A 17869-nucleotide genomic window follows, 5' to 3' on the forward strand; every position below is an offset into this window, starting at 1 on the left:
GTATTTTGCGGCTCTCTGAATCCATCGGTCACCATGATTCGGAGATCATGGATGTCGGGTGGATCGATCGAGACGACGCTTGAGCTTTGGGCGTCGGCGTTGCGGGACGTGAAGGGGCGGATTGCGCCGTTGTTCACGCAGGCGCGGGTGGCAGCGTCGGCTGGCCAGTTCCTTGATGGCCTGCTCGGTGACGAGCGGCGCAAGACCGGCTGGATGCGTGCGGAGGCTGCCGGCGATCCCGGCCCCTGGCGCCAGCAGGCGCTTCTCGGGCGCGGTCGCTGGGATGCCGATGCGTTGCGCGACATGGTGCGCGACTATGCAATGGAGACCTTGGCCGACCCGGAGGCCGTCCTCGTCGTGGACGAGACGGGGTTCCTGAAGCAGGGCAAGGCATCGTGCGGCGTGGGACGCCAGTACACCGGCTCGGCCGGCAAGATCACCAACTGTCAGATCGGCGTGTTCGCGGCTTATGTCTCGCGTCATGGCCATGCCTTCATCGACCGGGCTCTTTATCTGCCAAAGGCGTGGACGGGCGACGCGGATCGAATGGCGGCGGCCCATGTGCCCAAAGAGACCGCCTTTTCGACCAAGCCTGCCTTGGCCCTGGCCATGATCGGGCGGGCGATTGCCGCCTGCGTGCCCTTCGGCTGGGTCGCCGCCGACAGCGTCTATGGCGTCGGAGACATCGAAATGGCGCTGCGCCGGGCCGGCAAGGGCTATGTGCTCGGCGTCAACGCGAACCATCATTTTGGCTCCTGGATCGGCAAGCCCCCTGTCGCCGGCGCGGCCGAGGAAATCGCGGGCGCGCTTGACCCCTCGCTCTGGAAACGCCTCTCGGCCGGTGCCGGCACCAAAGGCGAGCGGCTTCACGACTGGGCCTATTGCGAACTCGCCGACCTCGACGCCGCCGCATACGACGAGAGCCGATCCGGCCTCTGGACGCGCGGGCTCCTCATCCGCAAGAATATCGCCGACGGCGCCCTGGCCTTCTTCTCAACCTGGTGCCCTGCCGGAACCGACATCGCCACGCTGGTCAGGGTCGAAGGCCATCGCTGGGCCATCGAGGACGGGTTCGAGACCGCCAAGAACGAACTTGGGCTCGATCACAATGAAACCCGCTCCTGGCATGGCTGGCACCGTCACGTCTCGCTCGTCATGCTCGCCTTCGCCATGATGGCTGCCATCCGCCATCGCGCTAACGCGACGCCGCCCCCAAAAAGGCCTCGAACAGTTCTGCCGAAACACAAGCAGACCTGATCCGCTGGTCGGTTCAGGAAATCCGACGCATCGACGCCAGCGGCGAAAGTGAGAGTCGTGCGAGCGTCGCTGTATAGCGACGTGCATGTCGTTTTGACCGCGAACAGCGACATCTTGCTGGCGGATTGGCGCCGCGAGAGTCAGCGAACGATTCTGGTTGCTGCCATCGTTGGATTCCTGATCACGGCCTTCGCAGCGGCCTTGTTAGTCGCCTTGCGTCAGCATGAACGGATCGATGCCGAGCGGCTGCGGTCCGCCAAAGTCCTCGCCGATGCGATCGACGCCATGGCCGACGGCTTCGTGATGTGGGATCGCGACGATCGCCTGGTGACATGCAACCGGCGCTATCGCGATCTCTACCTGTTGAGCGCGCAATTCATGACTGCCGGGGCGACGTTCGAGGACATCATCCGGAAAGGAGCGCAGGCAGGGCAGTATCCTCAGGCCGGAGAGGACCTGGAAGCGGAGGACCTGGAAGCGTTCGTGCAGGAATGCATCGTCTCGCACAGGAAGTGTCCCGATTCCCTCGAGCGCCTCCTGCCGGACGGGCGCTGGGTGCTCATCACCGAACGACGGATGGCGGATGGTGGAATCGTGGGGATCCGCACCGACATAACAGCTATCAAGCAGGCTCACGCGGATCTGAGCGCGGCCAGTGCAAGGGCAAACGAGGCGGTCGAGGAGGCCCAGCGTCAGAATGCTGCACTAGTGGAGCAAGAGGCGAGGATCAGCTTCCTGGCGCATCACGACGACCTGACCGGGCTTCACAACCGGCTTTCGTTCCGCACTAACATGATGGCGGCCCTGGCACGTGCTGCTGTCGAGAAAAGGCAGATCGCGCTTCTGTTTCTGGATCTCGATCGCTTCAAGGACGTCAACGACACGCTGGGCCATCCCGTGGGCGACAAGCTCCTTCGCCTCGTCGCCCAACGCTTGTCCGACTGCGTGTCGAGCGCCGAGCCCATCGCCCGATTGGGCGGAGACGAGTTCGCGATCATCAGCATGACCCCGGCTCAGCCTTATGGGGCCGAACAACTCAGCGCCCGCGTCATCGCCGCAGTCAGAGAGCCCTATTCGATAGACGGGCATAACATCGCTATCGCCGCCAGCGTCGGTATTGCAGTCAGCGACGGCACCGGCACGGATGCGGATGATCTGCTCAAGCAGGCCGATCTCGCTCTCTATCGCGCCAAGTCGGCTGGAGGCGGAAGCTTTTGCATCTTTGCCGACGAGATGGGCGAGGGCCTGATTGCGCGCCTCGAGATGGAGGGGGACCTCAGGCAGGCCCTGGCGGACCATCGGTTCGAACTTGCCTACCAGCCCATCTTCGACCTTCGATCCTCGCAGCTGTCGGGATTCGAGGCCTTGTTGCGGTGGTATCACCCGGTTCGCGGGCTCGTCAGCCCGGCTGACTTCATTCCGCTCGCGGAGGAAACTAGGCTGATCGTGGGAGTCGGCGACTGGGTCATCCGCCAGGCCTGCACCGATGCCCTTCGGCTTCCCGGAGCGCCGCTCATTGCGGTCAACATCTCCCCGGTCCAGCTCGCCTTCGGCGATATCGTCGCGACTGTGACGGCCGTTCTCGAAGAGACAGGCCTGCCGGCTGCCCGCTTGGAACTCGAAATCACCGAAACCGCGCTCTTTACCAACGACAGCAGAAATCTCGAGGTGTTGCGGCTGCTGCGGCAGCTCGGCGTTCGTGTCGTGCTCGATGATTTCGGGACCGGCTATTCCAGCCTGAGTCATCTCCGACTCTGTCCGCTGGACAAGATCAAGATCGACCGATCTTTCGTGCACGACATGACGGATCGTTCCGACAGCGCGGCGATTGTCGCCGCCATTGCATCCCTTGCCGCGGAACTCGGCATGAGGACGACGGCGGAGGGCATCGAGTCCTTGGCACAGTTGGAAGCCGTTCGTACGGCGGGCTGTACGCAGGCTCAGGGCTTCTTTCTGGGCAAGCCGCAACCGCTGCTTTCCGCCATTCATACCGCGGCTTCTGCGGCCGTTCCGTTGTGGAAATCGACACAGCGTGCCGGGAAAGTCACCGCGATCAGCTAATAGGCGGCTGCGGCGGGGCACGGGGCACGCCTGTTTCTCTCGGCCTTGTTCTGGAAGGCAATGGCCGCGATCGGCGCCGGCAGGGTGAAGACGAGATGATAGTAGGGCCGGGGCAGCAGATCGGCCTGGCGATCCGCGAGCCAGCCTTCCCCGCTCCACCCTGGCATCTCGGTCAGTGCCGGTTGCGGCAGGATTTGTAGGCTGTGGATCGCCACCGAAGCTTGGGTCTGACTCATATGTGGAACGGCCCGACAGGCAAGGTTTTTGAGGATCGTCGCGTCCGGCTGGCGGATCTCGACGGCGACGGGCAGCCAGAAGCGATCCTGGTCAAAGCCTATCTCGATCGCGGCGCGGCCCTGGCGGTCTACCGCATCGGCCGGAACGCGATCGAACCCCTGGCCGAGAGTACCGCCATCGGCCAGCGCAACCGCTGGCTCAACCCAGTCGGCGTCGCTGATTTCACCGGATCGGGGCAAGCCATGCTCGCAGCCGTCGTCACGCCGCATCTGTCGGGCTCGCTGCGCCTCTATCGTCTGTCAGGCACGTCTCTCGTCGAGGTTACGCGGATCGACGGCTTCACCAGCCACCGCCTCGGCGAGCGCGACCTCGATCTCGCCCGCATCGGAGATATCGACGGGGACGGCACAGCCGATGTCGTGATCCCTTCGCTGACTCGGCTGGAGATGACTGCGATCGGATTCAAGGGCGAACGCGCGGCCCTCCTTGGCCAATCCCCGGTCAAGCAGCGCGTCGCGAAGTTCTTCGCCTTGCAGGGCCGGCGCGCCGTGATCGAGACCGACGCCGGCAAGCGCCTCGACGTGATCATTGGAAGAGACTGACGTGAGGGGAAGCTTCGCCTCGCCGCACCTGGGGATCACCGAGCCAAGCCCGCGACTGAACCCGTTGAAGGATGATGGGCAAGCGATGGCGACAGGGGGACGTCCCGGCGCCGATGCCTAGGACCGGGCGTAGAAGCGCGGCAAGGCGAGTGCATCCGGCGCGCTCCAGTCGGCTTCTCCGGTCAGATAGCCGCCGATCCGTAGGCCGCATAAAGGCGCGTTCGCAATCTGGAACCAAGCGCTCGTGGCGACACCGTCGGATTGTCGGCAACGAAGCGCCGGCATCTCAGCGCCGTTTGGTTTTTAAGCGCGGCGACCAACCCTTTCCTCCCCGGCCAACGCAACGCCTGTCTCACGTAGTCGTGACGCTTCGCGATCAGACAGCGAGGGCGCCGCGCCTTGGATCTCGCTAGGCTTGAGAAATAAGCAATGAAGGCGACACGAGTGAAATTTGTCATTGCCGTCCTGGGCGCCCTAATCGTTTCGTATCTGGACAAGTCGACTGAGGCGCTGGCACAGGGTGGCTCAGCCCGACCTATCGTCCTCGTCGTACCCTTCGCCGCGGGCGGACCCACCGATCTCGTCGGCCGGCTGATCGCGCAGGAGATGAGCCGCAAGCTCGGCCAGCAGATCGTAGTCGAGAATGTGGGCGGCGCCGGCGGAACCACGGGTACGGCGCGTGTCGCTCGGGCCGCGGCGGACGGCCACACCCTCCTGCTGAGTAACATCGGCCATGCGTCGTCGGCGACGCTCTATCGCCGTCTGCCCTATCAGCCCGTCGATGATTTCTCGCCTATCGGTCTTGTCGTCGACGTGCCGATGACGTTGGTGGCGCGCGCCGACATGCCGGTGCACGATGCGGCGGGTCTGGCAGAACACATGCGTGCCAACCCTGGCACTACCTCGATAGCGCATGCCGGCATCGGCGCTTCCTCGCAACTTTGCTCGCTCGTGCTGATGAACGCCCTGCAGCAGCCGATCATCTCGGTGCCCTACACCGGAACCGCCGCCGCGCTGAACGACGTCGTCGGCAAGCGCGTCGATCTGCTTTGCGACCAGACCACCAACACTACCAGTCAGATCAACGCCGGCGCGGTCAGGGCCCTTGGCCTGACAACGAGGCAGCGGCTCTCGACGCTGCCGGACGTGCCGACTTTGGCCGAGGCCGGACTACCCGGGGTCGAGATTTCGGTTTGGCATGGGCTCTATGCGCCCAAAGGCACGCCAGTTGCCCTGATCGAGCGTCTTTCGGATGCGCTGCGCACGGCCGTGACTTCGCCCCTTGTGACCACTCGCTTTTCCGAACTCGGCGGCGTGGCGGCCAGTCCCGAAGCCGCAACGCCAAGTGCGCTGAAGGACAAGCTCGTCAGCGAAATCAGTCGCTGGAAGCCGGTGATAGAGGCCGCGGGTTCGATCATCGAGTGACGACCGACCAGTTCTCCCTGGCAAGCGTCTCCGCCAAGATCGGCGCTCAACGCGACCGCGCGCATGCGGCCGAGCAGCTTCAGCCGCCGACGACGGGCCGGATATCTCTGTGCTCCGCTCGCCCATGGCGCCGTGCTTCAACCTGCCAATCTGACGCTCGGCGGCATGGCGCTCGACTGTTGGCTAACCCGCGCTCGGCTAATCGGGGTGTTCATGATCACGCTCAGCCTCGCCGTAATTGCCGGCCCCGGACTGTTGGTCGGGTCGGCGCTGACACCGCTCGGGGACGCCATGTTCGTCACCGCAAGTCTGATCGACGGATACGTCCACCGCTACTACCCGGGCGTCCGACCCAGCACGGCCGCCTGCTACGACTACCAAGCGTGTCAGAACCCCGAACACGACGCCTCCCAGGCCCGCCGGTTCGTCGAATTGATGCGGCAAGAGCTCCTCCGCAAGCTCTCCAGCATTGAGCAGGAAAGCTGGGGCATCGGCTCGCCCGAGGACGCCCTGGCGGCGACGTGTCGAATTCGTGATGCCCCGCAGGCTGGAAACCAAAGGCGGCTTCGGGCATCTTTTGCCGTCAACTTAGGGAGAACGCAGATGAAGCTCGTCGTGTTGACGCTGACCACCCTGATTGTTATCGCCGGTCCGGCTCTCGCCGGCTGTCCCTGCCCGTAATCAATAGGCAGCAATCCTGATCGAGCCGCTTTCGGGCGGCTTTGTCGTTTTTCGAGCCTGGATCTCCTCGCGAACTAGATCCTGACGCATGATTCCGAGCGCGTTGGGACCGGACGCTTCAAGCTGCTCTTCGACAAGAGGGGTCCGGCCTCGCGGGCAGGCAAGCGAGCGTCGAGCGACGTGATCGCCGCGTCGGCCGATGATGACGTCGCCGGCGTGGCCATGCCGCATCGCCAGTTCAGGCGCACCCTGGCGATGAGCCGGATCGATCCGATACTGCCGCCGCCCCTCGATGCAGGTGCCGGCCCTGCCCGGCACGGCGCAGGAAATCGTCGCGCCATGGGCCAGGACAAGAAGGTCCGCCGCGGCGTGCTGACATTCATCCTGGCGCGGGGCATCGGCCAGAGCTTCATCGCGCATGGGGGCGCGGCGGAGGAGGTAACGGCATTCATCGAGGCGGAGCTGTCGGTCAACGGCAAAACCGATTGACTTCAGCCTACCGCAAGCCTGGCCGCAACAGGCGACGTCGCGTTATTGCGGTCGCATGGTTGCCGTTTGATAGCCGAAGGGTGACTCAACTTCGAAAAATGATGAACCGATCAAGGCGCAGTTAACCATTCCTGCCGCTTATAGATTATTACGTGACTTGATGCCACGACGAGGGAAGGCATATGCGTGCGCTGATGCAGGCCCGATCAATCGTGCTTTACATGATCGTCGCGTGCAGCCTGATCATAGGCCTGATCGCCTCGGCCGGCTACCTGGTTCGCAATCTCAGCCAGTCGCTAGTCCTGGATGCGCGGGATGCGGTCTGGGAGGCCTCGGTCCCGGCGTCCTTCGTCTACACGACCGTCAACGGACGCTGGATACGCCATCACGAGACGCTGTCGAGCCTGAAGCACACCCGTGTCCGGCAAGATCTCGACAAGGGTGACGACGCGAAACGCTGGCGCGAGCTGATGGATCTATCCGTGTACTTTCCCGCGGACGTCAAGGCCAAGATCGGTATCATGGATGCGCGGCTGAAAGCGTTCGACGACGCTCTGGAAAGAACGGACGAGCTCGTGGCGGCCGGCCGCCATGGTGAGGCTGAGATGCAGGCGCGCGGCCCACAGGCCGATGCTCTCGACGCCCTCTCGAAACAGGCGGCCCTTCTGCTGAAGGCGATGGCGGCGCGCGTCAACGATGTCAACGCACGGATGGAACGCACCGCTGAAGCGAACATCCCCCGGCTTGCCACCTTGGCCGGTGCGACGAGCCTTCTTCTGATTGTGATCATGGCGATCATCCATATCAGGATCGTCAACCCGATCCGCGCGCTCAATGGTGTCATGCAGAGGCTTGCCGCGGGCCAATATGATGTCGCGATGGCGCCGATGCGACGTCGCGACGAGATTGGTCGCATGGTCGAGACGATCGCGGTTTTCAGGCAGAGCCTAATCGCGGCCAAGGCCCTGCGCGATGAACAAGACGATGGCCGGGCGCGGGCAGAGGCCGAAAGGCGAGATCTCCTCGGCGGTCTTGCGCTGACATTCGAAACGCGTGTCGGCAAGGTGGTCCAATCGGTCAGCAATGCCGCCGACAGCCTCGAACGCGCCGCCGAGATCATGTCGCGCGAGAGCGGCGCCGCGGCGGATCAGGCGACGGCAGTCGCGACGGCCTCGATCGAAGCCACAGCCCATGTCAGCCGTGCCGCAGACGCGGCGGGAGATCTGTCGGTGTCGATGAACGATATCGGTTCGCAGATCCGCGCCAGCGGCGAGCGCATTCGACAAACCGTCGCACAGGCGGCGAAGGCCGACTGCGACATCAAGGAGTTGGACGAAGCCGCACTGGCGATTGGCAGCGTCGCGGAAATCATAGGCGATTTCGCCGCCCAGACCAATCTTCTGGCGCTCAACGCCACGATCGAAGCAGCACGCGCCGGCGATTCCGGTCGGGGCTTTGCGGTCGTCGCACAGGAGGTCAAGGAACTCTCGGCGAAGACGGCGGGCGCGACCAACCAGATCGCGCAGCAGATCAGTGCAATTCAACAGGCGAGCATCACTGCCATCGCGACGATAAACGCAATCCAGCTCGCGATTGGCGAGGTTGACGACATTGCGAGCGCCGTGGGCGAGGCCATCGAGATGCAAGTCGGCACTACGGCGCTGATCGCATCGACGACGAACGAGGCGGCACAAGGCACGGAGCGAGTGACGCTGTCGATCTCCGAGGCCAGCACCGCGATCCAGAATTCGGGAAACCTCGTGGGCGAGGTCCTCGCGGCGGCCCGCGATCTCAATCGCGACAGCGTTGCTCTTGCCCGGGAAGTGCAGCAGTTCACCGACCTGATCCGAGCGGCCTGAGCGCGGCATCCCTAGCTTCGTACCAATGCTTCATCTCCGACCGCGACGCGCCCGCTCGCGCATTCCGATGAAGCTGAGCGAATGTCTCTTCAGGCGAGTGTCCTTCAGTCTGTGGGAGCCGGCTTCGCTCGGCCCGTCGGCGCCATCCTGCTTCAATAGCACTGTCCGTCGTCAGATGATTTGAGACTGTTGCGGCGTCTCAGGAACGGGGGTTCTGGCTCATCTGGGTTTGAGGTTATGCGGCCTGCAGCTGATGCTGCAAGCGTCTGCGCTGGATTGTCTGGCGCTTGATCCTTTCGCGTTCGGTGAGGATGGCCTGCCCGCGGCCGAAGTAGACGTCGGCCGGGGTGAGGTTGCCGAGGCTCTCGTGGTAGCGGGCATGGTTGTAATGCTCGACGAAGGCGGCAACCTGCCGTTCGAGATCGCCGGGCAGATAGTAGTTTTCCAGCAGGATGCGGTTCTTCAGGGTCTGGTGCCAGCGCTCGATCTTGCCCTGTGTCTGAGGGTGATAGGGCGCGCCGCGAACGTGTTTCATGCCCTTGCCGTCGAGCCAGGTGGCGAGGTCGGCCGAGATGTAGGAACTGCCGTTGTCGCTCAACAGCCTGGGTCGATGAGCGACCGTGATCTGGTCGAGCCCCGATGCCGCCAGAGCCAGATCGAGCGTGGCGGTGACGTCGTCAGCCCGCATCGTGGCGCAGAGCTTCCAGGCGACGATGAAGCGGGAGAAGTCGTCGAGCACTGTCGAGAGATAATACCAGCCCCAGCCCGTGATCTTCAGGTAGGTGAAGTCGGTCTGCCAGAGCTGGTTGGGCGCCGTCGTCTTGTCCTTGAACTCGGACGCCGCCTTGATGACGATGTAAGCCGGGCTGGTGATCAGATCATGCGCCTTCAGCAGCCGGTACACCGATGCTTCCGAGACAAAGTAGTGTTTTTCGTCGGTGAAGCGCACCGCCAGCTCGCGTGGGCTCAGCTCCGTTTCGCGCAGCGCCAGGTCGATGATCTCGGCCCGGATCGGGTCGGGAATCCGGTTCCAGACACGATCCGACCGCGAGCGATGATCGGCAAGCGCCTCGATCCCGCCGGTGAGATAGCGATCGTACCAGCGATAGAACGTGGCGCGCGGGATGCCGAGCTTGTCCAAGGTGCGACGCGCCGGCAGGTGCGATCCCTCGACCAGGCGGATGATCTCGGCCTTCTCGGAGGCGGGATACCTCATATGTCGTCCTCCCCATCCGCGAGCATGCTTTTTTTAAGCAGGCGGTTTTCCAGGGTCAGATCGGCCACAGCCTCCTTCAGGGCCTGCGCCTCGCGACGCAGTTCCTTCACCTCGTCTGACGTCGCGGCGCGGGCCGTGTCACCGGCGAGACGGCGCTTGCCGGCGTCGAGGAACTCCTTCGACCAGCCGTAATACATCGACGAGGCGATCCCCTCGCGCCGGCACAGCTCCGCGATGCTCTCCTCGCCGCGCACGCCCTCCAGCACGATGCGGATCTTCTCTTCGGCCGAGAACTGCCGCCGCGTCGCTCGGCGAATATCCTTCACGACTTGCTCTGCCGGTGCTTTCTCCGGCCCCGATTTCTGTCTCATCTGCGCTCCTGAATGGCTGCGATGATCCAGAAATCCTCCCTTCCCGAAAACCCCTAAACTGTCTCAAGAGCGCTGAAGGCGGACAGGCGCGATTCTGATCGAGATAGCGATCGACGACGCTGGCGAGCGAACCACCGCCGCCGGAAACGAGCTTCTCGATCTCGCCGAACTCCTTCGGCAGATGCTTCCGGAATTCGTCGCTGCTCAGCAGTGAGGCGACGTCGTTGACGTCGGTCAGCTTGTTGAAAAACTCGTAAAGCTGCTTGGCCTGCGTGAGCTGCGCCTGCATCGTCTTGATCTGCTCGGTCAGCTTGCTGATCTGCTCGACATGTTTGGCGATCGCGCCGGCGTCGAACACCGGTACGCCCTGCTGGGCGAAGCCATGTGCGGGCAGTCCAGCCAATGCTGCTGCAATCAGGAGGCGAGACACTCTCATCGTTCGATCCTTCTCTCGGCATGGAAGCGGGGCAGGAATGCTGCGGGATCGTCGCCAACCTCCGCACGGAGGTGGTCGAGCAGCTCGACGGTTTCGGTGCGGCCCGACAGCACGGCGAGCGCCTCATCCATCCCGCCAAGGTCGAGTTCCGCGACGACGGACTTCCCATTCTGCTTGACCAAAAAGCGCCGGCTCTCGGCCGAAAGCTCCTCCTTGATCAGCCGGAATTCCGTCTCGGTCAGATGGAACCCACCGACATAGTCGGAGCGCGTGCCGCGCGGGTTCGGCATGAAGATTTGCGTCGGGCACTGCTCGACGATGGTGTGGGCGATCGGGGACGCGAGCGCATCGCGCGGCGACTGCGTGCCAAAAACCATGACGCCGTTCTGTTTGCGGATCGTCTTAAGCTTGTCGTTTGCCAGCGCGCGGAAGGCGTCGTCGCCGAGCGCCTTCCAGAACTCGTCGATGTCGATGATAATGCGGCGCCCATCGATGAGCTGCTCGACGCGATGGAACAGCACCATCATCAGCGGCGTGCGCACGATCGGATGATCGAGCACGTCGGTCATGTCGAAGCCGATGAAGTCGGCGTCGAGCGCGATGGCGTCCTCTTCGGCATCGAGTACCCAGCCGAGAGGTCCGCCATTGCACCAGCGTTCCAGCCTTGCGCCGACGCCTTCGCGATCCTGCTGCCCGAGAAATGCGCGTAGTGCCGACAGCGAGCGCTCCTGGCGCGGGAGCGCACGCATCGCCTCGAGAGCGGAATCGATGCGCTCCTCATCGACGACGGACAGCGCCCTGCCCTCGATCGTGACGAGCTTGCGGACGAGCTCGCCGAGGAAGGCGAGATTGGTCGGTGTCAAGTCGAGTGCCTTCAGCGGCGCGCAGCCGGTGGAGACGCCATTCTTCAGCGTGAGATAGGTGCCGCCGGAGGCGCGCACGAAGATTTCGGCACCACGGTCCTTGTCGAACATGACGCGCCGGCAGCCGAACTTTTCCGCCTGAGCGAGCAAAAAATTCTGAAGCACTGTCTTGCCGGACCCCGATGGGCCGCAAATGAAGGTGTTGCCGAGATCGCCTGCGTGGAAGGAAAAATGATAGGGCGAGCCCGACGCCGTCTTCAGCATCGCGACGGACGGCCCCCAATGATTGCCTGTAGGCTTGCCCGCCGGATAGCTATGAAACGGCGACAACGCCGCGAGATTGCGCGAGGTGATCGCCCCGTACCGAGCGCGGTGCTTGAACAGACCCGGCATCTGCGCCCAGTAGGCGGCCTCAAGCCCAAGATCCTCGCGCGCGACGACCGCGCCGGCTTCGGCCAGCACGCGTCGCGCTTGCGCCATCGTTTCCATCAGCGCTTTGGGGTTGTCGGCGCGCACCAGCAACGAAAGATGGTGATCGCCCATGACGAAGCGATTGGATTCGAGATCATCCAGCGCATCGTTGAGATCGTCGATCTGCGAGGCAGCAACGTCCTGGGTCGAGACGAGTTGGTTTTGCTTGCGGGTCAGGACCGTCTTGGCGTCGGCTTTCGACAGAAAGGCAAAGCTTTGCGAGAGCACGAACTCGAACGGCGCTGACAGCAGGCCATTCAGCATGCCGGGCCTGGTCGAGGCCGGGTATTCCTTCAGGCCGAACATGCCGGAAAAGAGGGACCCGCCTGCCGCCCGGACCTCGATCGCCTCGCGGCCGAAAATAACGCGGTTGGTGTAGACCGCCGAGCCTATCCGGCCTTGAGGGAGCGCCGTCGGCAAATCCTCACTGGAGGCCAGCAAGTGAAGGAGCCGCATTGGCTCCGAGAACAGAATGCCGTCTTGCTCGATGAGGCTAAGTTGTCTTGCATCGTAGCGGCCGAGCGCGGCCGTGATGTCACGAGCCGCATCGTTCAGCCGCTTCAGGGCGGCGGCATCGACCTCCCCTCCCCCGCGGCGCGCCTGGCCCAACCGGGAGACGAACCCGACCGCTGCTTCCGCACGATCCCGGCCGGGATGAGCGACAATGGTGAGATAGAGCTCGTTTCGGAACAGCTTCGTGCCCTTAATCGTCCCACGATACCCTTGGTCGAGATCGCGGGCGAAGGCGGACGAGAACTCACCCTCCGGATAGGAGCTGTCGCTGCGCCGGATCAGATGCGTCCAGAGCGCCAGGCGATCATCGGCGAGATTGCGAAGGGTCAGATTGAGCTTGGCGTGCAGGTCGTTGAGATCGCCGATGTCAGCGGTCTCGAAGGCGATGCCGTCGAGACGGATCGTCGTCATCAGCGCCCGCGTCGAAAGACTGATCACGGTCTCGGTGGCGTGCCGGACATAGGGCAGATGAACGTCGGGCTCGATCTCGCGAGCCATCAGGCGGGCCGCGTCAGCCATGAGCGATCTCACGAATGTTGAAGCGGCGCACGAGACGCAAGGGCGTCGGCGACGACCCGCCCCAGAGCGCGCCGTTGCGCGCGCGGCCGCGTGTTTCGAGCCAGGCGACGAGCAGGCGAAACTGGTTGGGATCGTGTCGGCATATCGCGCGGCAGATCAGGTGGATCGGCAAGGCGATCAGCCCGTATACGATCGAACCCGCCATCAGGAACAGGATGCAGGACGCCATCACATTGATGGCCATCGCCTCCATGGTGACCCCCGCGATCATTGCAGGCCTCGTACAGGCCAGGAACAGCGTGTCCTCGGTCAAGCGTTCGGGTTCACTCGTCATCGCGGCCGCGCCTCAGCTGCCGCCGGTCAGGGTCGAGACGATTTCCGACGCGCCGAAGACGATGGCGACGCCGAGCACGACATAGGCCGCCTTGCGCAAATCGAGATAGCCGAACATCCAGGCGATGCCGACGATGATGACTGCGAGCGTCGCCAGCAATCGCGCGACATTGCCCGTCAGCATCGTGACGATGTTTTGCAGGACGCCCTCGATATTGGCGGTCTGGGCCAGCGCGGGCTCGGCAGCGAACAGAACGAACGCGGCCGCCATGATGGCAGGGGCTGCAAATGGGCGAAGCGGGACAGGCATGGAAGAACTCTCCGGGACGTGCGGGTTCGACGCCGCAGGTTGCGTCGGTCGAACACAGGGAACTGGATGGGGTCAGCGGCTGTAGATCAGGAGCGACGAGCCGCGCCGTGCGCCGTAGACGCTCCAGGACGGCGGGTCCTTAGCGGATGCAATCTCCTCTTGCAGAGAAGCAGGCTCCTTCGCCGGCTCAGCACTGACCCCGGGCTTGACCTCATGCGGAGGTGTCTGGTCCATCCGAGCTGATGTGAACGAGGCAACCGCCTTGTTGCCTGCGACGGTGTCAGGGACGCCGCGGGCGAACAGTTGTGCCCGGCGCGCCTGGAATACGCGCGCGACGCCGGCGATATGGGCGCACGGGTCGAACGCCGCCGTAAGAGTGAGTCCAGCCGCTTTAAGATCCGCGACATCAAGCTGAGCCATTCCGACCCGGACGGTGTTGCCTGCCACGGCAGCTTCGCTGGCAAGCGCGATCGCCTCAGGCTTGGTGTCGGCCAGAACCCGGATCGGCCGTTTGCCGAAGATTGTCACGAGCAAGGGTTCCACCACGCTCGCCTGGCGCATGATCGCCGCGACCGGTCGTGTGAGCGCGGGCTCTATGCAGCGCTCGATCAATGTCGTGATGTCTGCCGCCTCCATCAGAATCGCACCCGCGTGCTGGTGCCGTCGGCTCCAGTGACATCGATGAAATTGGGTTGGGCGCGATGGCGGACGGGCTGGACGTCATGCGGCTGGCAGGTTTCGTCCGCGCGGTTGCAGTCGCGAACTGGCTTGCTCGAGACGCAGGCCGGCTGCGGCGCGCCATCGCGCCCAAGCTCCCGCAGGACATATCCATCCTGGCATGGCTCGTAAGGGTCGTACCCAACCGGCGAGGTGCTCTGGCCTGCGGCCGAGCAGGTCGGAAAGGCCCCTCCCCGCTTTAGATGCGACCAGAGCCGGGTCACAGGCGGAACGCAGGCCGCGTATTGGGTCGGCCCGCCTGGATTGGCGAGGCAAAGCAGGACGGTGCAGCCCCAATCGTCGGCGCTGGCAGCGCCGGCCGAGAGGCCGATAAGTCCGGCGGCAAGAAACGTGGTCCTGATCATGAGCGGCGCCGTCACGCGGCCAGCGGCAGCGGCGTGTCGACCGGCAGAACCGGTGACGCCAAGCCGCCATTGTGTCGGATCGCACCGATCACGCCATCCTCGATCGGCATCAATCCTGCTACGGCGACGGTTGATCCAATGCGCCGTGGCTTGCCGAGGCGCTCAAGCGCCCACCCAGCCCGGCGCAGAATCCGCTCCATACGCAGATCGGTGACTGTTGCGATGGAAGCGATTCCCCTCGCCTCCCCCCATTCGAGCATGGCGGCGAACAGCATAAACGTTGCCCGCCGCAAGCCTCCATCCGTCGTAGCGTCAGTCAGCTCGGTATCAACGCAGAAGCGCGAGCTTTCCGCGATCAGATCGGAATTTGGGGCGTCTCCGCCGTCCAGAAGCTCCGGAAATGTGTCCGCCAGCATGTTCGGCCCAGTCGTCGGGAGCAGCCGCACACAACCGAGCACCGTGCCGCGATCGGCAACAACGAGGTAGGTCGCATCCAGCGTGTCGAAGCGATCCATCTCCAGATCGCCCGTGGTAGCGACTGACCAGTCGAGCCGGTCCTTGAACACCTTTCGGCGCAAGCGATGCATGCCCATCATCAGGGAGATGTTGGCGCCATATCCGGCGCGGCTCAATTCGACGACCTGCATGGCCACCTCCGAATCGCGTTGATCTGGAAGCCAATCAATCAGAGGCGGCAGTTCATCGAACCTGTCGGATCTGACAGGGTGGGTTCTCTCTAAGGTTGTGCCGCGCAATCGCCACATCTTCGCGGCAAAGGCCGTTTGCATCGATCGCAAGAGGATCATCAGGCGCGTGAAGCAAGGCGCCGCATGCAAGGGTACCCAATGAAATCAGTAGAAATGGCCTATCAGGAGCTCGTCGATGGTCTGCATTCGTCGTCGGCGGAAGCGGAGTTCGGGCGCGTCGGCCAGCGCGTCGCCGAGAGCATGGGGTTCCGGTATTTTGCCTATCTCGGCTTCGGCGAAGCCGATCCGGTTTTGATCTCGTCCTATCCCAAACGATGGAGCGAGCATTATTTTGCGGAAGGCTATCAGAACGTCGATCCGGTGGTCGCCTTCGCGCGAAGCGGGCGCTCTATATTGCAGTGGACTCGCGAAGCCGCGCATCAGTTTCCGCTGCGAGCCCAGAAGCGGCTTTTCGACGACGCAGACGAGTTTGGAATTCGCCATGGCGTCTCGGTCGCGATCGCCGGCGGGTTCAATCGGTTCGCTGCCTTCACCTTTGCGGTCGACGAGGTCAGCTCGGCACACGGAAGGATGGTCACTGAAGCGAACGATATCCTTCAACTGATCGGGCTGACATTCCACGCCCACGCCGATGCCAAATTGGGGCTGCGGTCTCCGCCCAACGACGCTGTGCCATTGACCCAGCGCGAGCGGGAATGCCTGACATGGGTTGCTCGGGGGAAATCCATGGAGGCGACCGCCATGATCATGGGGATCACGCCGCGGGCGGTGAAGTTTCATCTCGATAATGCGCGGGCGAGCCTCGGCGCTGATACGCTGCCGCAAGCCGTCGCGATTGCTCTTCGCGGAAAGACGATATCATGAAACGCGCTATGCCGCTGGGCTGCGGATCTGGGGGCTATCAGCGACTGAGTCGGAAATGTTTTCGGAAAAGCTCACGTCTGCGGCTTGGGGATCAACGGCTTTTCATAGCGGGCTACTGGAGCACAAAGGCGCATCAGCCTGCTCCTAGTATGCTGATTTTGCTAAAGGAACTCAAAAGATAGTTTGCGTTCGCGCTGCCGCGCAGGCTGGTGCGTTAAGATTCTGTTAACCTCATTTTTGTTGTGCGAGCGAGAGAATCGGACATACTGGCGCCAAATCGGCAAAAGATGCCGAATTGGCGCTATTTGGTCTGGCATCCGAAATATGAACGCTCTCGCTCCGTTCGAGTTTGATGATAAAATTCTCCAGCAGGGCGCAGAGATATCGCGCAAGCTTAATCAACTTCGTCTGGAGAAATTTCCGCCCAACGCCCAGAAGACGCTGAGGCGTTTCCCCATGGCGGAGGTCGCCCACTATCTCGGCGTCAGTCCCAACAATCTCAAGCGCCTTCACCTCGAAGGCAAGGGGCCGGAGCCTTCGACTGGGGCTGGGGGGCGTCGCTTCTATACCGCTGAACAAATGCTCGAGCTGCGGCATTATCTCGACAAGAACGGCCGGTCTGAAGTCAAAAAGTACGTCCCTCACCGTAAGCCGGGTGAGAAGTTGCAGGTCATTGCTGTCGTCAACTTCAAGGGCGGCTCAGGCAAGACCACTACGGCGGCGCATCTGGCGCAGCACCTCGCCCTGACTGGGCATAGGGTCCTCGCCGTCGATCTCGATCCGCAGGCTTCATTGTCGGCGTTGTATGGATTTCAGCCGGAGCTCGACAAGAACCCGTCGCTTTATGACGCGATCCGCTACGACGATCAGCGCAAGTCCATTCGGGACGTTATCCTGCCGACAAATTTTCCGTCACTGGATGTTATTCCTGCAAACCTTGAGCTTCAGGAATACGAATACGACACGCCCTTGGCGATGCAGAATTCTGCGGAGGGCAAGCGCTTCTTCACGCGCTTCGGCAATGCGCTCAAGGAGGTCGATTCTTCCTATGATGTCGTCGTCGTCGATTGCCCGCCCCAGCTCGGCTACCTGACGCTGACAGCGCTAATCGCCGCGACATCTGTGCTCATCACTGTTCATCCGCAGATGCTGGACCTCATGTCCATGAGCCAGTTCCTGCTGATGCTCGGGAATATCGCCAAGACCATCAAAGACGCCGGCGCCGAGGTTCGCATGGACTGGCTGCGCTATCTCATCACCCGCTTCGAGCCGACGGACGTGCCGCAGGTTGAGATGCTCGGCCTCATGCAGAGCATGCTCGCGGCGGAAATGCTGAAGGCCCAGATGGTGAAGTCGACCGCGATCTCGGATGCCGGTTTGACGAAGCAGACGCTCTATGAGGTGGAGCGCGCGAACTTCACGCGTGGGACATATGACCGCGCGATCGAGTGCATGGATGCGGTCAATTTCGAAGTGCAAGGGCTCATTCATCAGGCATGGGGGCGGCTGTAATGTTGACCGCCGTAAAAACGGTTGAAAACGGCTTCTATTTCAACGGCATGCGCCCGATGAG

Annotated in this window: 15 protein-coding genes and 3 pseudogenes; 9 read left to right on the plus strand and 9 right to left on the minus strand. The window is 63.0% G+C overall.

Features of this window, described 5'->3' with window-relative positions:
- The first annotated feature begins 33 nt into the window (after positions 1-33).
- A complete protein-coding gene (locus SJY11_RS24000; protein WP_376989516.1) occupies positions 34-1257 on the plus strand; it encodes an IS701 family transposase in 1224 nt (407 codons plus the stop codon).
- 57 nt (positions 1258-1314) lie between these two features.
- Entirely contained in the window at positions 1315-3318 is a 2004-nt protein-coding gene (locus tag SJY11_RS24005) for a putative bifunctional diguanylate cyclase/phosphodiesterase (protein WP_376989419.1), read from the plus strand.
- A 41-nt stretch (positions 3319-3359) separates the two neighbouring features.
- Here the strand turns inward: SJY11_RS24005 and SJY11_RS24010 are convergent.
- A pseudogene (locus SJY11_RS24010) lies at positions 3360-3520 on the minus strand (transposase zinc-binding domain-containing protein); the annotation flags it as partial.
- A 19-nt stretch (positions 3521-3539) separates the two neighbouring features.
- On the opposite strand from SJY11_RS24010, the gene SJY11_RS24015 reads away from it, so the two are divergent.
- From SJY11_RS24015 to SJY11_RS24025, 3 genes are all read left to right on the plus strand, one after another.
- Complete coding sequence (locus SJY11_RS24015; RefSeq protein WP_376989420.1) at positions 3540-4157, plus strand: hypothetical protein; 618 nt, start codon at positions 3540-3542, stop codon at positions 4155-4157.
- Positions 4158-4601: 444 nt separating this feature from the next.
- Complete coding sequence (locus SJY11_RS24020; protein ID WP_376989421.1) at positions 4602-5582, plus strand: tripartite tricarboxylate transporter substrate-binding protein; 981 nt, start codon at positions 4602-4604, stop codon at positions 5580-5582.
- Between the two features lie 213 nt (positions 5583-5795).
- Positions 5796-6263, plus strand: a complete 468-nt coding sequence (locus tag SJY11_RS24025) for a hypothetical protein (RefSeq protein WP_376989422.1) — start codon at positions 5796-5798, stop codon at positions 6261-6263.
- A gap of 159 nt (positions 6264-6422) precedes the next feature.
- Here the strand turns inward: SJY11_RS24025 and SJY11_RS24030 are convergent.
- Positions 6423-6557: pseudogene (locus SJY11_RS24030) on the minus strand (IS21 family transposase); the annotation flags it as partial.
- 45 nt (positions 6558-6602) lie between these two features.
- Here SJY11_RS24030 and SJY11_RS24035 point away from each other — a divergent pair.
- Together SJY11_RS24035 and SJY11_RS24040 are read left to right on the plus strand one after the other, a co-directional pair.
- Positions 6603-6752 carry a hypothetical protein gene (locus SJY11_RS24035; protein WP_376989423.1) on the plus strand — a complete coding sequence of 50 codons (150 nt, stop codon included), beginning with the start codon at positions 6603-6605 and terminating at the stop codon, positions 6750-6752.
- A gap of 182 nt (positions 6753-6934) precedes the next feature.
- A complete protein-coding gene (locus SJY11_RS24040) occupies positions 6935-8611 on the plus strand; it encodes a methyl-accepting chemotaxis protein (protein ID WP_376989424.1) in 1677 nt (558 codons plus the stop codon).
- Between the two features lie 235 nt (positions 8612-8846).
- Here SJY11_RS24040 and SJY11_RS24045 read toward each other — a convergent pair.
- From SJY11_RS24045 to SJY11_RS24075, 7 genes and pseudogenes are all read right to left on the minus strand, one after another.
- Positions 8847-10198 (minus strand): IS3-like element ISMex37 family transposase gene (locus SJY11_RS24045; RefSeq protein ID WP_376984341.1). Its coding sequence is split into 2 segments (ribosomal slippage): positions 8847-9862 and positions 9862-10198, totalling 1353 coding nucleotides; the frame shifts between segments, so codons are not numbered across the junction.
- 79 nt (positions 10199-10277) lie between these two features.
- Positions 10278-10634: pseudogene (locus tag SJY11_RS24050) on the minus strand (type IV secretion system protein); the annotation flags it as partial.
- Positions 10631-13000, minus strand: a complete 2370-nt coding sequence (locus SJY11_RS24055) for a VirB4 family type IV secretion/conjugal transfer ATPase (protein WP_376989426.1) — start codon at positions 12998-13000, stop codon at positions 10631-10633. The pseudogene SJY11_RS24050 and the gene SJY11_RS24055, both read right to left, overlap by 4 nt.
- Positions 12993-13334 (minus strand): VirB3 family type IV secretion system protein, encoded by a 342-nt coding sequence (locus SJY11_RS24060; protein WP_372690875.1) that lies wholly within the window; start codon positions 13332-13334, stop codon positions 12993-12995. The genes SJY11_RS24055 and SJY11_RS24060 overlap by 8 nt, the downstream gene beginning before the upstream one ends.
- Before the next feature lie 12 nt (positions 13335-13346).
- A complete protein-coding gene (locus SJY11_RS24065; protein WP_376989427.1) occupies positions 13347-13643 on the minus strand; it encodes a TrbC/VirB2 family protein in 297 nt (98 codons plus the stop codon).
- A gap of 72 nt (positions 13644-13715) precedes the next feature.
- Positions 13716-14279 carry a lysozyme family protein gene (locus SJY11_RS24070; protein WP_376989428.1) on the minus strand — a complete coding sequence of 188 codons (564 nt, stop codon included), beginning with the start codon at positions 14277-14279 and terminating at the stop codon, positions 13716-13718.
- Between the two features lie 457 nt (positions 14280-14736).
- On the minus strand, positions 14737-15372 hold the full coding sequence (locus tag SJY11_RS24075; RefSeq protein ID WP_376989429.1) for an acyl-homoserine-lactone synthase: 636 nt from the start codon (positions 15370-15372) through the stop codon (positions 14737-14739).
- A gap of 213 nt (positions 15373-15585) precedes the next feature.
- Here SJY11_RS24075 and SJY11_RS24080 point away from each other — a divergent pair, with 213 nt between their 5' ends.
- Both SJY11_RS24080 and repA read left to right on the plus strand, forming a co-directional pair.
- Positions 15586-16296, plus strand: a complete 711-nt coding sequence (locus tag SJY11_RS24080; RefSeq protein ID WP_376989430.1) for a LuxR family transcriptional regulator — start codon at positions 15586-15588, stop codon at positions 16294-16296.
- Between the two features lie 324 nt (positions 16297-16620).
- Positions 16621-17808 carry a plasmid partitioning protein RepA gene (gene repA / locus SJY11_RS24085; protein ID WP_376989431.1) on the plus strand — a complete coding sequence of 396 codons (1188 nt, stop codon included), beginning with the start codon at positions 16621-16623 and terminating at the stop codon, positions 17806-17808.
- The last annotated feature ends 61 nt before the right edge of the window (positions 17809-17869 follow it).

The organism is Allobosea sp. R86505 (assembly GCF_042466375.1).
Lineage (GTDB): Bacteria > Pseudomonadota > Alphaproteobacteria > Rhizobiales > Beijerinckiaceae > Allobosea.

What these genes read in the sequence shown, in the direction of transcription:
- SJY11_RS24000 (WP_376989516.1), top strand. Translation starts at nt 34, where the DNA reads ATGATTCGGAGATCATGGATGTCGGGTGGATCGATCGAGACGACGCTT.
- SJY11_RS24070 (WP_376989428.1), bottom strand. Translation starts at nt 14,279, where the DNA reads ATGGAGGCGGCAGACATCACGACATTGATCGAGCGCTGCATAGAGCCC.
- SJY11_RS24060 (WP_372690875.1), bottom strand. Translation starts at nt 13,334, where the DNA reads ATGACGAGTGAACCCGAACGCTTGACCGAGGACACGCTGTTCCTGGCC.
- SJY11_RS24075 (WP_376989429.1), bottom strand. Translation starts at nt 15,372, where the DNA reads ATGCAGGTCGTCGAATTGAGCCGCGCCGGATATGGCGCCAACATCTCC.
- SJY11_RS24065 (WP_376989427.1), bottom strand. Translation starts at nt 13,643, where the DNA reads ATGCCTGTCCCGCTTCGCCCATTTGCAGCCCCTGCCATCATGGCGGCC.
- SJY11_RS24035 (WP_376989423.1), top strand. Translation starts at nt 6,603, where the DNA reads ATGGGCCAGGACAAGAAGGTCCGCCGCGGCGTGCTGACATTCATCCTG.
- SJY11_RS24025 (WP_376989422.1), top strand. Translation starts at nt 5,796, where the DNA reads ATGATCACGCTCAGCCTCGCCGTAATTGCCGGCCCCGGACTGTTGGTC.
- SJY11_RS24055 (WP_376989426.1), bottom strand. Translation starts at nt 13,000, where the DNA reads ATGGCTGACGCGGCCCGCCTGATGGCTCGCGAGATCGAGCCCGACGTT.
- SJY11_RS24040 (WP_376989424.1), top strand. Translation starts at nt 6,935, where the DNA reads ATGCGTGCGCTGATGCAGGCCCGATCAATCGTGCTTTACATGATCGTC.
- repA (WP_376989431.1), top strand. Translation starts at nt 16,621, where the DNA reads ATGAACGCTCTCGCTCCGTTCGAGTTTGATGATAAAATTCTCCAGCAG.
- SJY11_RS24080 (WP_376989430.1), top strand. Translation starts at nt 15,586, where the DNA reads ATGGCCTATCAGGAGCTCGTCGATGGTCTGCATTCGTCGTCGGCGGAA.